The following is a 13,851-nucleotide window of genomic DNA, read 5'->3' as shown; positions in this document are numbered from 1 at the left end:
GATGCGTGCGCCCGACTATCAGCATCGAGGTTGACGCGGCGTCATACGCAAGCAGACGCTTATCGACGCCACGAGCACGTTCATTCTCCCTCCCTTCGATCCATCACGGCCCGAGGGTCTTCAGCGCAATAAGAAACAGCGCCGAGCAGCTGGTGCTCGGCGCTGTTATGTACAAGCTAGGTCAGTGACTGAGTGGGTTACTCCTTGACCCAGCCGATGTTCTCGATCGGCACGTCACCGAAGGCCATGGGGCCAACGTTGGCCAGGCCGCTCTTGACGGCGGAGACACCGAGAGCGGTGTTGATCGGAAGGATGCCATAACGGGCAAGTGCTTCCTTCTCCAGCTCATTGCTTCGCTTGATCTGCTCTTCGCGGGTCGGCAGCTTCTGCAGCTCCGCGATCTTCTCGTCCAGCTCCGGGGTGCCGGTGTTGGAGCGGTTCAGCTGCGAGTCAGAGCGGTAGGTCTGGCCGAAGTAGGCCACACCATAAGGATCGCCCGAGCTAAAGCCCATCGGGAAGATGTCGTAGTTCTTGCTCTGCAGGGTCTTGGAGAACTCAGAGCTCGGACGGACGTCGATGGAGATGTCGATACCGATATTCTTCAGCATCTGCTGGGTAGCCTGCGCGGAGGACTTCACGAGGTCAGACTCGCCCACGAGCACGTAGCGCAGAGTCAGTTTCTCGCCATCCTTCTCGCGGATGCCGTCGGCACCCTCGGTCCAGCCAGCCTCGTCCAAGATTTGCTTAGCTTCCTCGGGGTGGTAGCCGGCGACAGCCTCGAAGTTATCTTCGTAATCCTTTTGGAAGGGGTAGAAGATGAAGGAACCGGGGTTCTCCAGCTTCGCGGGCAGGCCCTGGTACCAGATATCCGCGAGCTGTTCGCGATCCAGGCCCTTAGCGAAGGCCTCACGTACCTTGATGTCCTTGAGAATGTCCGACTCGCCGTTGAGCAAGAAGAGGGTGTTCTTGGGGGCGCGTCCCACATAGATCTCGGTGTCGGCGAGATCCTTCACTGCCGCATAGTCAGAGCGGGAGCTGGCGCTGACCGCGTCGATCTCGCCATTCTTGAAGGCGTTGATCGCTGCCTGGGACTCCATCTGGCGGAAAACACGCTTGTCGAGCTTCGCGGTGTCACCCCACCACTTCTCGTTGCGCACGAAGGTGGCATTTCCATTCTGGAAGTCCACATCCTCAATCTTGAACGGGCCAGCGCCCCACTCGGGGTGCACTTCCTTCAGATAGGAGTTGTAGTTATCTGGGTTTGCCAGTTCGGGGTGAGCGATGAAGTTGAACAGGCCCTGCCACCAGGGGTAGGTGCCCGCGAAGGTCACCACCGCTTCCTTATCGGTCTCGCCCTTTTCCACCGATGTGATCTGCTCGTATCCATCAGTAGAGCTAGGAGTGTAGGCCTCGTCCTTGCCTTCATTGATCTTCCACGTGGTCTCCCACGCGCGCCAGTCAATCGGGGTGCCATCGTTGAAGGTGGCGTCCTCGTTGATCTCATAGGTGAGTTTGGTCTTGCCGTCCTCTTCCTCTTCCTTTACGTCGAGGATGTAGTTCGGGTCGGTCGACCACTCGCCCTCAGGGGAGTAGTGGACGGTCATCGGGTTGTACCAGGACCACATAATGGTGGAGTACAACGTGCCGTCTGCGTGGAAGGGGTTTTGCTGCTCGGAGATCTCTCCGATAGCGGTGGTCAGGGTACCGCCGTCCTTGAGGTTATCGCGGTCTTGCTCATTGAAGTCGGCGTCCGGGACCCCAGCTCCATCCGTAGTGGACACGGATCCAGAGCCATCGTCCCCGCAGGCAGCGAGTGCCAAGGCTGAGGCAGAGAGCACTGCCACCAACTTCTTGGTTGGGGTGTGTAATTTCATGGTGTCACTCATCTCTCTTGAGGGAATGTGAACTAGGGCAATATGAAGTTATAAGCAACCGGGCACTACCGCATGAGACATGACTGGTAGTGATCGGCGCCGTCTACAGGGCGCAGATCAGGAGTGGTCGATTCGCAGATCGTGCGATTCGACTCCTCGAGTTCCTCGTAGAGAGGACAGCGAGTGCGGAAGGGGCAGCCGCTGATTTTCTCGGTGGGAGAAGGCAGGTGATCCTTCAATAGCGTCCGCGTGCGATTGCGCTGGGCAACCGGGTCGGGAAGCGGAATGGCCGAGAGAAGCGCCTGGGTATAGGGGTGGCGGGGGTTATCGAAGAGCTCGTCAGTATCGCCCTTCTCCACGAACTCGCCCAGATACATCACTGCAGCTCGATCGGAAATATGGCGCACCACCGACAGATCGTGGGCCACGAAGAGATAGCTCACCCCCAGCCGCGCCTTGAGGTCATCGAGGAGGTTGAGCATGCCGGCCTGGATGGAGACATCCAGCGCAGACACTGGCTCGTCCAGCACGATGAGCTTGGGCTCTGCAGCCAAAGCGCGGGCGAGGGAGATACGCTGCCGCTGACCGCCCGAGAAGTGGCCGGGGAAGCGATCCACGTGGGTGGGGTTGAGCCCCACAAGCCGCATGAGCTCATAGATCCGCTCGTTCTTATCTCCCTCCCACTCCAAAGCGCCGAGCGGCTCGCGAATGATATCCGCCACGGTCAAGCGAGGATCCAGCGACCCCATCGGATCTTGGAACACAATCTGGATGTCGCGGCGAAGCAGGCGACGCTCCTTGCGTTTCAGAGTGGTGACATCCTTGCCGCTAATGACCACCTTGCTTGGTTCGCTGGGGGCCAAGTCCATGATTTCCAGGAGGGTCGTGGTCTTACCGGAACCGGACTCGCCCACGATGGCGAAGCACTCGCCTTCGCGGATATTGAAGGACACGTCTTTGACCGCGTGCACATCGCCCACCCTGCGCTTTAACAAGGCGCCCTTGATCAGCGGGAAGGTTTTCTGCAGGTTCTGCACATCGAGCACCGTCTCGCGCTCTTCGCGGGGGATATGCGCCAGGGTGTTCTCCGCGATCTGTGGTGCAGGGAAGATATCTGCGCCGTCGATCGTCCGGCGCTCAATCTCATGACTACGCACACACGCTGCGTCATGCCCCGGCGCAATGCTGCGCAGGCTCGGTTCGGTCTCGAGGCACTGCTCGGTGGCGATGGGGCAGCGCGGCGCGAAGGTGCACTGATCGGGGAGGTTGATAGCGATCGGGGGATTTCCCTCGATCGAGGTCAACGACGAGGAATCGCGTTTCGCCGCCGAGGGAATAGAGCCCAACAATCCCACGGTATAGGGCATCTTCGGGTTATCGAAGAGCTCCTGGACTGGGGCCTGCTCGACGGGGCGGCCGGCGTACATCACCATCACGTCATCGGCCATATCCGCGACCACGCCCATATCGTGGGTGATCATGATGGTGGCCGCGTTGGTCTCCTGCTGTACCTTCTTGATCAACTCCAGCACCTGCGCCTGGATGGTCACATCGAGAGCCGTGGTGGGCTCGTCGGCAATGAGGACCGAGGGGTTGTTTGCGATGGCAATAGCGATCACCACACGCTGCCGCATACCGCCGGAGAACTCGTGCGGAAACGCCTTAGCGCGCCGCTTCGGATCCGGAATGCCCACGAGATCGAGCAGTTCGACGGCACGGTCCCATGCTCGCGCCTTCGAGATCTTCTCGTGGCATTGGATGGCCTCCACAATTTGTGTTCCCACATCAAAGACGGGAGTCAGCGCGGAGAGCGGATCCTGGAAGATCATGCCGATCTCTTTGCCTCGGACCTGGGACATCTCTGTGTCGCTGAGGCCGAGGAGTTCCCGCCCGCCGAGGGTGGCGGAGCCAGTGATCTTCGCATAATCCGGGAGCAACCCCATCACTGCGAGGGAGGACACGGACTTGCCGGAGCCGGACTCGCCAACGATGCCGAGTGTCTGGCCGGGCTTGAGGTCGAAGGACACACCGCGCACGGCGTCGACGTTTCCCGCCTCGGAGGGGAATGCGACGTGAAGGTCTTTGACTGAGAGGACTGGCGTAGTCATGTGTTATGCCTTTCCTGCTGCGGCGGAGTTGGGGTCGAGGGCGTCACGCAGACCATCGGCGATGAACGCCATGGACACGGTCAGGAGGGTGAGTACCGCCGCGGGGAAGTAGAACTCCCATGGCGAGACCTGAACGCTCGATGCGCCAGAAGAGAGGAGCGTGCCGAGCGAGACGTCGGGCAGCTTCACACCGAGTCCCAAGAAGGAGAGACCGGTTTCGCTCATCACGGCGCTGACCACTCCCAGCGTGAGGTTGATAACCAGCAGTGAGCCGATGTTTGGAATGAGGTGGCGCACCACGATGCGGGCATTGGAGACACCCATGTAGCGGGCCGCCTTAACGTACTCGCGTTCCCGCACGGAAATGGTCATGGACCAGATGACACGGGCGGGGAACATCCAGCCGAAGGCGATCAGCACGACAATCAGGATCTTCCAGTCGCCACCAGATCCGGAGACCAAGAGGGCGAGGATGAGGAAGGTCGGCACCACGAGCAGGAAGTGAATCACACCCAAGATGGCTTTCTCCGGGCGTCCACCAAGAAGGGCAGCGGTGGTTCCGATCAGTGCGGATAGCGCGGTGGTGGCCACAGAGACGACGACGGCGATGACGAGCGAGCGCCGCAACCCCTGGATCACCATGGCGTAGAGGTCATTGCCCGAGGCGCTGGTGCCAAACCAATGATCGGAGTTGGGCTGCACGCCGAGAGCGGTGAAGTCGGAAAAGTCATAGGCGTACTTCGCGGTCAGCGGACCCACCGTGGCAAAGACAACGAGAAGAAGGAATACCACGGCGCCGACAACCGCCATTTTGTTCCGCATGAAGCGGCGAGCGTAGAGCATGAGGCGCGAAATCGGCTTGCCCCCAGCGAGGTGATCGTGCTCGAGCTGGGTTTGCGCCTTATCGATCTCCTCTTCGGTCACAGAGGCGATGGCGCTCTGCGTCGACGGCGAGCTCGCTGCCGTGAAGTCATTAGTTGGGAGGGCGTTGGCGTTGACATCCTCAGAGTCATCGGCGCCATTGTTTCGGAATTCTTTGCGCATTGTTAGTTCACCCGCACTCGAGGATCAAGAATGACAACCAGGATGTCGGAAAGGATTGCGCCGATCGCGGTCATGAGCGCTCCGAAAGCGGCCACGGCCACGGTGCCATGGATGTCATTGCTGTTGAGGGTCTGCAGGAAGTACTTGCCCATGCCGTTCCACGCGAAGATCGTTTCGGTCATGATCGCGCCGGTGAACACGCCGGTAATGGAGAAGGCCACGGACGTTGCCACCGGAATGGCGGAAGTACGCAGCGCGTGGCGGCGGATAGCTTGGTTGCGCGTCATGCCCTTTGCGCGAGCTGTGCGCACATAGTCGGCGTCGATATTGTCGAGCAGCATGGAGCGCTGCATGAAGTGATAGCCCGCATAGGAGATGATCACCAGCGAAATCGTTGGCAGGGCGAGGTGCTGGGCTGCGTCAATAACCTTCGGAATAACGCCTTCGACTCCGATTGATGAAGCCCCTGTGACGTAGAAGATGGTTTTTCCCGCCTGCTGGTTGATCTTCACAGCCGCCCACACAAAGAAGATCGATGCCACGACAACGTGGATGTTCATGGTGACGATCGAGAAGAACTGGAAGAAGCGATCGCCGGGCTTGTACTGGCGAGATGCCGTGAACACGCCGATGCTCACACCAATGAGAACGGACAGGATGGTGGCGAGCAGAAGAAGTCGTGCGGACACCCAGATGCGGTAGGAAATCTCGTCATTGACTGAATCTCCGAGCGGGGAGAGGCCCCAGTTCCAGTGGAACAAAATATCCGTCAGCCAGGTCCACCACCGTTCCAGGATGGGGTCCTTATCGTTGAGATTTTTCGGGGCGAGGATGGCGTCGATCCTCTCCTCCGGAATAGCTGGGCGCCTACCTGCGTAGTTCGACCGAGGGTCGAGGAATGCGGAGGCCAAAAAGAAGGTGATGTTGACCGCGACGAAAATCATCGCGAACCAACCAGCGATCTTCTTTAGTAGGTACTTCGCCATAGGGGCGCATCCCTTCATTGTCGCTTTGGTACCGGTGTCGGGCAGCGTCGGGCCGCTGCAGTGATGCCCTCGAAGAACATCGAATCCTGTCGATCACACGCGGACTTACAGGAAATGCTAGACAGCCGCTGACGTATCTTAGGAAGATATTAGCACCAAAGTGACTACTGCCACATTCAAAGCGTGTGGGGAAAGTTCATTTTCAAGGGGGTGAATGCGTGCGGGCCTGTGGTGGCGGCGCCCCATGCCTAATCTGCTCCCCCTTAAGAGTTAGCGGCGGCGACTCGCGCGCCGCTTGTCGCTTCCGAAAAGGCGCTCTGAACTGGGTTGAAAGATTGCTGGTTAGGGGCCGTGTCCGACACCGGCGGGGTCAATTTAGGCAACGCTAAGAAGTGGTCACGGGCGAGCGGTCTCTATTTCTGCGGGTGTGGTGGCTGGGATGTCGTGTCTGCAATGTGGGGCTGGGGGCGAGAATCTACCCCCGAAAGGGTTGGGATGGGCGGCGGAGGTCGTGGGATGTCTATCCCTCACTGTGAGACGAGTCGGGAGCAATATTAGGGTCGTCTTAGTAAATTCTCAGCAGCGAGGCGATGGCGTGACGTGGCTGGGTCCGCGTGGGTGACGATGGCGCGCGCTGGGTGTGTGGGCGCGTGGAGTCTGGCGCGGGAAAACGGCACAGTTATATGGTGCGGCGGCTGCGCGATGCGAGGGGATAAAAGCTGTTCTAGCGGGGTAAACGTAGGTAGTGGGCACCCTAGTGCGGGGCGGGTAGTGTTGGTACTTGTAAACTACGTAGGAGCTCGAGGGCATCGGGCTTGTACAACACACACGGGACGTGGCGCAGCTTGGTAGCGCACCTGCTTTGGGAGCAGGGGGTCGCAGGTTCAAATCCTGTCGTCCCGACGAGGGGTATCGAGTGCTTCGGCGCGAGATTCCCACGTATATCGACAATGAGGGCTCGTAGGGGCACTACGCTTCAGCCGGTGAAATACCAACGTGACACCGCAAGAGAGCGCGGCTACTACGGGCCCTCAGACATAACAGATCATCATCGTACGCAGTAAGAAAATTCAGGAGAGTGACTCGTGAAGAGTTCCGTCGAAAAGCTGAACGACACCCGCGTTAAGGTTACGGTTGAGGTTCCCTTCGAGGAACTCTCGTCCGAGTTCGACCAGGCCTATAAGGCCATTGCGCAGCAGGTGCAGGTTCCCGGTTTCCGTAAGGGCAAGGCCCCCCGCCAGCTCATCGATGCCCGCTTCGGCCGCGGCCCCGTGATCGAGCAGGTTGTTAATGACATGCTGCCGTCTCGCTACAGCCAGGCTGTGGAAGAAAATGAGCTCGTGGTGCTCGGCCAGCCCGAGATTGACATCACCAAGATCGAAGACGGCGAGCTCGTCGAGTTCGTCGCCGAGGTGGACGTCCGCCCCGAGATCACCCTCCCGTCCTTCGAGGACATTAACGTCGAGGTGCCGCCGCTGAAGGTAGAGGACGCCGCTGTGGAGAAGGAGCTCGAGGAGCTTCGTTCCCGTTTCGGCACCCTCAAGACCGTGGAGCGCGCCGCTCAGGAGGGTGACTTCGTGAGCATCGACCTCCACGCCGAGGTCGACGGCGAGGTCATCGAGGACTCCAAGACCGAGGGCATGTCCTACAACATCGGTTCCGATGACCTGATTAAGGGTCTGGACGAGGCCCTCACCGGTCTCTCCGTTGGCGAGTCCGCCACCTTCGAGTCCGAGCTGCACATGGGCGAGCACGCCGGCGAGCAGGGCGAGATCACCGTCACCCTGCAGTCCGTCAAGGAGCGCGAGCTTCCCGAGGTGGACGATGAGTTCGCCATGATGGCCTCTGAGTTCGACACCGTGGAGGAGCTCCGCGAGTCCCTCGAGAAGAAGGTGGAAGAGGACGCCAAGGGCGGCCAGGCCGCCGCTATTCGCGATGAGGTTCTCTCCGCAGCGCTCTCCCAGTCCGAGTTCCCGCTGCCGGAAGGCGTCGTCGAGGAGCAGGTCAAGGCTCAGCGCGACCAGCTGCTGCAGCAGGTCGGCGGCGACGAGAAGATCCTGGACACCCTCCTCGAGGCTCAGGGCACCAGCCGTGAGAAGTTCGACGAGGACGCCCGCAACTCCGCCGAGGATGCAGTGCGCAACCAGCTCTTCCTCGACCGTCTGGCCGAGGAGCTCGAGCCGGAGGTCACCGAGCAGGAGATGTCCGATCACATCATGTTCACCGCCCAGCGCTACGGCATGGAGCCGGCCCAGTTCTTCGGCCAGCTGCAGCAGTCCGGTCAGCTCGGCGCGCTCTTCGCTGATGTGCGCCGCGGCAAGGCTCTCGCCGAGGCCATCTGCAAGGTGAGCGTTAAGGACACCGAGGGCAACGAGGTGGATCCGGCCCAGTACTTCGGCGATGAGGAGCCGGAGTCCGAGTCCGAAGCTGAGTCCGAGTAAATTCGAGACTGCAGCGCAAAGCCTTGAGGCAGTGCCGCACCGCATGGGTGCGGTGCTGCCTTTCGTTTTCTTCGGTACGTCGTGGCACTGTGGGAGACACCCCTAAGCTGTGAGCGAACAAAGCTGACTCGGCTCCCGCCACAGCGGTAGCCTGAAGTGACGAGATATTGGGATTCAAAGGAGAAACAATGACCACCCCACACATGACCAACGCAGCCGCAGGACTCAACCTGAGCGACTCCGTCTTTGAGCGCCTCCTCCGCGAGCGCATCATCTTCCTCGGAAGCCAGGTGGACGATGAGATTGCCAACAAGCTCTGCGCCCAGATTTTGTTGCTCTCGGCAGAGGACCCTAACCGGGACATTTCCCTCTACATCAATAGCCCTGGTGGTTCCGTCACCGCCGGCATGGCTATCTTCGACACCATGAAGTACGCCCCGTGCGACGTTGCCACCTATGGCATGGGCCTTGCGGCATCGATGGGGCAGTTCCTGCTTTCTGCCGGCACCAAGGGCAAGCGCTTCGCTTTGCCCCACGCCCGCATCATGATGCACCAGCCCTCCGCAGGCGTGGGAGGCACCGCGGCGGATATCGCTATTCAGGCGGAACAGTTCGCCTATACCAAGAAGGAAATGGCCGAGCTCATCGCCGAGCACACCGGCCAGCCCGTGGAGCAGATTGTGAAAGACTCCGACCGTGACCGCTGGTTCACCGCCCAGCAGGCGAAGGACTATGGTTTCGTGGATCACGTGATCGAGTCCGCCAAGGGCGCTATTAATAACTAATCCACCCCCACGAATAAGGAGCCTTTCACTATGCAGATGCCACAGTCCCGCTATATCCTGCCGTCCTTCCTTGAGCAGTCCGCTTATGGCACCAAGGAGTCGAATCCTTATAACAAGCTTTTCGAGGAGCGCATCATCTTCCTCGGCGCCCAGGTGGATGACACCTCGGCCAATGACATCATGGCGCAGTTGCTGGTGCTGGAGTCGCAGGACCCGGACCGCGATATCACCATGTACATCAATAGCCCCGGCGGATCCTTCACCTCGCTGATGGCGATTTATGACACCATGCAGTACGTCCGCCCCGACGTATCGACCGTCTGCCTCGGCCAGGCTGCGTCCGCGGCCGCCGTGTTGCTCGCCGCCGGCGCCCCCGGTAAGCGTGCCGCGCTGCCGAATGCCCGCGTGCTTATTCACCAGCCCGCCACCCAGGGCATTCAGGGCCAGGTCTCGGATCTCGAGATCCAGGCTGCGGAGATCGAGCGCATGCGCACCCTCATGGAGGAGACGCTGGCCCGTCACACCGGTCAGAGCGCGGAGCAGATCCGTATTGATACCGACCGCGATAAGATCCTCACCGCCGAGGCGGCCAAGGACTACGGCATCGTGGACCAAGTCTTCGACTACCGCAAGCTCAACGGCTAGTCCGTCCAGAGCCTGCACACAACGGCGGGCGATACCTTCCCTGACAGAGGGTATCGCCCGCCGTTGTCATGGCGTGGCGGCGTCAGCGGCGGCTGCCGGAGCGCGCGTGCACCACACAGACAACAGCTCCCCTCCTCGCATAGGCGAGGAGGGGAGCTGTGTTGCGAGCACCCAGCTGGGACCGCCTAGCGGCGGAGGTGGATGCTCAGCGAATGCCTATTAGCTGAAGGACTCAACGAAGGTGCCTTCTTCATTCGGCATGATGTGAATGGTCTTGCCGGTGAAGGTCTGCTCCCAGCCGCCATCGACCTCGCGCTCAGCCTCGGTCGGGGCGCCGATCTCGGAGTCCAGGCCGCCCTCGTTCTGCCATACCTTCCACATACCGCCGATGACGGGGTAGGTGCCGGCGTCGCTCTTGACGAAGGCAGCGTTCTCGTACTCGGCAACGGTCACGCCGTCGCGCTCATAAGCGGAGACGAAAGCTCCGGCGTTCTCGCCGTACATGTCGTAGGACTCAGCGGCCTCGGTGATCTCGGAGGGCAGGTCAGCCTCGGCGACATCCATGGCATCCTTGTGGTCCATAGCGTCCTTGGCGTCGTCCATGGCATCCTCAGCCTTGTCCTTGGCGTCGCCAGCGGCATCCTCAGCCTTGTCCTTGGCGTCGCCAGCGGCATCCTCGGCCTCGTCCTTGGCGTCGCCGGCGGCGTCGCTGACCTCAGAGGCGGCAGAGCTGACGGAATCGGTGGCATCGGATACGGCGTCAGAGGCGTCATCGCTAGAGCAGGCGGCAAGGCCAAGCAATAGGGTGGAACCAGCGATGGCGGTAACGGTGCGCAGGGTGTTTTTACGCATAATTTAACTCCTTGAGTAAATAGGTTTGTTGAGAAAATCGGGCCATGCTGGGCTGTTAGGCTGTGCAGCAGGCCTTCTGCCCTAACTGTAGTGCCCATTCGTCCAATATCAAATTAAATCTGAGAATGTTATAGATATGTGACGATTATGGAAGTGGTGCACAATCGCCATATTTCACTGAGACCTGCTTTTTAATGTGTTTAATTGCAATTAAGGGGAGATGTAAATCACGTTAAAGAAAGGGTTGCATTTCTTAATACTTTCCTGCTGGAGGTTCCATCGGCACCGCGGGGTGGGGCCGTGCACGGGGTGAGGAATAGCTCCGGGTGCAGAATGGTTGAAGGATGGTGTGCTCGGCGCTGCCGCTGCCTCTCCTAGGGGTGGAGGCGCTAGAGTAGGTAGGACGCACTCGGCTCCTGCCGCACAACACACGAGACTTAAATGAGGGTTTTTCCAGCTTATGGCACATATGCAAGAGACTGCTGACCTGTTGAAGTGCTCCTTCTGTGGAAAGAGCCAGAAGCAGGTGAAAAAGCTCATTGCAGGTGGCGGAGTCTACATCTGCGATGAGTGCATCGAGCTGTGTAATGAGATCATCGAGGAGGAGCTCAATACCGCCGCCCAAGAGGAGGCGGAGGAGAGCCGCCTGCCTCGCCCGCGGGAGATCGCGGAGTTCCTTGATGAGTACGTGATCGGGCAAGACGAGGCCAAGCGGGTTCTCGCTGTGGCGGTGTACAACCACTACAAGCGCATGCGCCAGGTCGGCGCCTCCTTCTCCATGGATGAGGACGAGGTGGAGATCGCCAAGTCCAATATCCTCATGTTGGGGCCCACCGGTTCGGGCAAGACCTATCTCGCCCAAACCTTGGCTCGGTTGCTCAATGTTCCCTTCGCTATCGCCGACGCCACCTCCCTCACCGAGGCCGGCTATGTGGGCGAGGACGTGGAGAACATTCTGCTGAAGCTGCTGCAGGCCGCAGAATTTGATGTGGATCGCGCGCAAACGGGCATCATCTACATCGATGAGATCGACAAGATCTCGCGAAAGTCCGAAAACCCCTCCATCACCCGCGATGTCTCGGGCGAGGGCGTGCAGCAGGCTCTGTTGAAGATCCTGGAAGGCACCGTGGCTGCTATCCCACCGCAGGGTGGGCGCAAGCACCCGAACCAAGAGTTCATCCAGCTGGATACCTCTAATATTCTCTTCATCGTGGCCGGTGCATTCTCTGGTTTGGAGAAGGTGATCGAGGAGCGCCGCGGTAAGAAGGGCTTGGGCTTCGGTGCTGAGGTGCGCTCCCTCAAGCCGGAGACCACGGAGAATATTTTCACCGAGGTGCGCCCGGAGGATCTGGTGAAGTTTGGGCTGATCCCCGAGTTCATTGGCCGTTTGCCCGTCGTGGCATCGGTGGGCAACCTCGACCGCGAGGCGTTGGTGAAGGTTCTCACCGAGCCGCGCAACGCCCTGGTGAAGCAGTATGAGCGGCTCTTCGAGATGGATGGGGTGTCCCTCCACTTCACGGAGGAGGCATTGGCCTCCATCGCCGATCAGGCCCTGGAGCGCAAGACCGGCGCCCGCGGCCTGCGCGCAATTATGGAAGAGATTTTGGTGCCGATCATGTACACGGTCCCAGATCGCGAGGATGTCTCCACCGTCACGATCACCGGCCCCGCCGCCCGTGGCGAAGAGGAGCCGGAATACTCCGCAGAGGGAGACGGCGCGGAAAAAACTGCCTAAGACCGCGGCGCCCTAGTGGCGCCCTAGCGGCAGACAATTTAAGGCCAGCCCCGAGGGGCTGGCCTTTTTTGGTGTGAGGATGGCTGGGGGAGGGTGGCGTCGATAAGCGCCGATCCTAAGAGCTGCCGTAGAGGCTGTCTTCCATGGAATAGATGTCCTCGCCGCCGGCCTGATTGTCGTGCTTGAGATGCGTGGTGGCATCGGCGCTGAGATAGCTCATCCCGCCGCTGGACTGCATATTGGAGGTCAAGAAGCTCAGCACAGTATCCACCGCCATGCGGCGCATGCCCTCGGTATTCTCCTGGGACAAGAGGTTCACGTTGTAGAGATTGAGGTATGCGGAATAGTAGGTGCTGCGCATGAGCGTGGGCGCGATGATGATGGTGTAGATATCGATCACCGAAATTCCCGGCCGGAATGCTCCCGAATCCTGGCCGAGCATCAGCAGCTTCTCCATGTGCAGCATCGCCTGGGACTGATCCGCGAAGGGGCCGGAGAGCTCCATATTGGCCTGATTCTGCTGGGATTCCATCACCAATAGCCGTGCCGCCAGGGGGTGCGCGGTGATTTGGTCATAGATCGCTTCCGCCATGGAGCGCATACCCTCCACCGGCACGGCGGTCTCGAGGGCCTGTTCATCAATGACTGGGCGCAGATCGGCGATGGCGCGCTGGATCACCCGCACATACAGCCCGCGCTTATCGCCAAAGTGATAGTGGATCATGCGCTTGGACATCCCGGACTCGCTGGCGATGGCCTTGAGCCGGGAATCTTTGAAGCCGTGCGTGGCGAATGTGCGCAGCGCTACCTTCACCACATGCTCCGGAGTGACGCCCTCCTCATTCTCTGGGGCGGTGGCCGCGGCGGAGTCCGCCTCGGGGGTGGTGGGTAGTGGCATGCTGCCATCTTCGAAGTTCAAGGGAGCGAGATCTTCTCCCGCATACACCGAGGACTGCGCGGCGTCCGCAGAGGTGTATTTATAGGGCGAGGAGTCAGATGTCATGATTGCGCGTTATCCTCCTTGAGATCGGGCCACTGACGTCCGTTCTGGGTGGGTCGTGCGGCCGTCACGTGCGGTGTTCCTTCAACTATTCAATCGTGCCCTCACGCTCCTCGCGGTGAAGCACAACGGGCAGGGGTGGCGTCTTTTCCACCCCAAATTATGGTACTACCCGCATATTCTTCCGACCGCGAGTACGAAGCTCGTCACACCATTTAGGGGTTGGAATTCCCTCACCCGCGTGTGGTGTTAGATCCGTACTTTTTCGCTTATCGACGCTCACTCGGCGGGGCCAGCACCATGCCCGTTTTGTTGGCCTACACGCAAGGGTTCGGACAGGAAAGTTCCGAGTTTGTGGTGTTTCCGTGGGTATTATCCCAG

Annotated in this window: 10 protein-coding genes and 1 tRNA gene; 5 read left to right on the top strand and 6 right to left on the bottom strand. The window is 60.0% G+C overall.

Annotation, left to right across the window (positions count from 1 at the left end; all coding sequences use genetic code 11):
- Positions 1 to 197: 197 nt before the first annotated feature.
- From KRX12_RS02295 to KRX12_RS02280, 4 genes are all read right to left on the bottom strand, one after another.
- Complete coding sequence (locus tag KRX12_RS02295) at positions 198 to 1,874, bottom strand: ABC transporter family substrate-binding protein (protein ID WP_218365680.1); 1,677 nt, start codon at positions 1,872 to 1,874, stop codon at positions 198 to 200.
- Between the two features lie 65 nt (positions 1,875 to 1,939).
- Positions 1,940 to 3,982, bottom strand: a complete 2,043-nt coding sequence (locus tag KRX12_RS02290) for a dipeptide ABC transporter ATP-binding protein (RefSeq protein WP_218365559.1) — start codon at positions 3,980 to 3,982, stop codon at positions 1,940 to 1,942.
- Between the two features lie 3 nt (positions 3,983 to 3,985).
- The gene (locus tag KRX12_RS02285) at positions 3,986 to 5,026 is read right to left on the bottom strand and encodes an ABC transporter permease (protein WP_218365558.1); all 1,041 of its coding nucleotides are present in this window, start codon (positions 5,024 to 5,026) and stop codon (positions 3,986 to 3,988) included.
- Between the two features lie 2 nt (positions 5,027 to 5,028).
- A complete protein-coding gene (locus KRX12_RS02280) occupies positions 5,029 to 6,012 on the bottom strand; it encodes an ABC transporter permease (protein ID WP_218365557.1) in 984 nt (327 codons plus the stop codon).
- Between the two features lie 829 nt (positions 6,013 to 6,841).
- On the opposite strand from KRX12_RS02280, the gene KRX12_RS02275 reads away from it, so the two are divergent.
- The 4 genes from KRX12_RS02275 (at position 6,842) to KRX12_RS02260 (ending at position 9,883) form a co-directional block, all read left to right on the top strand.
- Positions 6,842 to 6,915: transfer RNA gene (locus KRX12_RS02275), tRNA-Pro, on the top strand.
- 182 nt (positions 6,916 to 7,097) lie between these two features.
- On the top strand, positions 7,098 to 8,453 hold the full coding sequence (gene tig / locus KRX12_RS02270) for a trigger factor (RefSeq protein WP_151529102.1): 1,356 nt from the start codon (positions 7,098 to 7,100) through the stop codon (positions 8,451 to 8,453).
- 188 nt (positions 8,454 to 8,641) lie between these two features.
- Positions 8,642 to 9,238: an ATP-dependent Clp protease proteolytic subunit gene (locus tag KRX12_RS02265; RefSeq protein WP_151529103.1), complete on the top strand. Its 597-nt coding sequence runs from the start codon at positions 8,642 to 8,644 to the stop codon at positions 9,236 to 9,238.
- 30 nt (positions 9,239 to 9,268) lie between these two features.
- A complete protein-coding gene (locus KRX12_RS02260) occupies positions 9,269 to 9,883 on the top strand; it encodes an ATP-dependent Clp protease proteolytic subunit (RefSeq protein ID WP_018018933.1) in 615 nt (204 codons plus the stop codon).
- A 219-nt stretch (positions 9,884 to 10,102) separates the two neighbouring features.
- On the opposite strand, the gene KRX12_RS02255 is transcribed toward KRX12_RS02260, so the two are convergent.
- A complete protein-coding gene (locus KRX12_RS02255; protein WP_218365556.1) occupies positions 10,103 to 10,735 on the bottom strand; it encodes a YtxH domain-containing protein in 633 nt (210 codons plus the stop codon).
- A 460-nt stretch (positions 10,736 to 11,195) separates the two neighbouring features.
- Here KRX12_RS02255 and clpX point away from each other — a divergent pair, with 460 nt between their 5' ends.
- The gene (gene clpX, locus KRX12_RS02250; protein ID WP_218365555.1) at positions 11,196 to 12,470 is read left to right on the top strand and encodes an ATP-dependent Clp protease ATP-binding subunit ClpX; all 1,275 of its coding nucleotides are present in this window, start codon (positions 11,196 to 11,198) and stop codon (positions 12,468 to 12,470) included.
- Positions 12,471 to 12,585: 115 nt separating this feature from the next.
- Here clpX and KRX12_RS02245 read toward each other — a convergent pair whose 3' ends face one another.
- Entirely contained in the window at positions 12,586 to 13,473 is an 888-nt protein-coding gene (locus KRX12_RS02245; RefSeq protein WP_151549331.1) for a TetR/AcrR family transcriptional regulator, read from the bottom strand.
- Positions 13,474 to 13,851: the final 378 nt, after the last annotated feature.

Origin of the sequence: Corynebacterium sp. TAE3-ERU2, from assembly GCF_019209955.1 — a bacterium.
GTDB lineage: Bacteria > Actinomycetota > Actinomycetes > Mycobacteriales > Mycobacteriaceae > Corynebacterium > Corynebacterium megadyptis.
The sequence above is the reverse complement of the archived record's forward strand: the minus strand, read 5'-3'. Positions and strand labels throughout refer to the sequence as shown.

Bases quoted from the DNA above. Each gene is read 5' to 3' on its own strand.
- clpX (WP_218365555.1), top strand. From the start codon at position 11,196: ATGGCACATATGCAAGAGACTGCTGACCTGTTGAAGTGCTCCTTCTGT.
- KRX12_RS02245 (WP_151549331.1), bottom strand. From the start codon at position 13,473: ATGACATCTGACTCCTCGCCCTATAAATACACCTCTGCGGACGCCGCG.
- KRX12_RS02260 (WP_018018933.1), top strand. From the start codon at position 9,269: ATGCAGATGCCACAGTCCCGCTATATCCTGCCGTCCTTCCTTGAGCAG.
- KRX12_RS02290 (WP_218365559.1), bottom strand. From the start codon at position 3,982: ATGACTACGCCAGTCCTCTCAGTCAAAGACCTTCACGTCGCATTCCCC.
- KRX12_RS02280 (WP_218365557.1), bottom strand. From the start codon at position 6,012: ATGGCGAAGTACCTACTAAAGAAGATCGCTGGTTGGTTCGCGATGATT.
- KRX12_RS02255 (WP_218365556.1), bottom strand. From the start codon at position 10,735: ATGCGTAAAAACACCCTGCGCACCGTTACCGCCATCGCTGGTTCCACC.
- KRX12_RS02295 (WP_218365680.1), bottom strand. From the start codon at position 1,874: ATGAAATTACACACCCCAACCAAGAAGTTGGTGGCAGTGCTCTCTGCC.
- KRX12_RS02285 (WP_218365558.1), bottom strand. From the start codon at position 5,026: ATGCGCAAAGAATTCCGAAACAATGGCGCCGATGACTCTGAGGATGTC.
- KRX12_RS02265 (WP_151529103.1), top strand. From the start codon at position 8,642: ATGACCACCCCACACATGACCAACGCAGCCGCAGGACTCAACCTGAGC.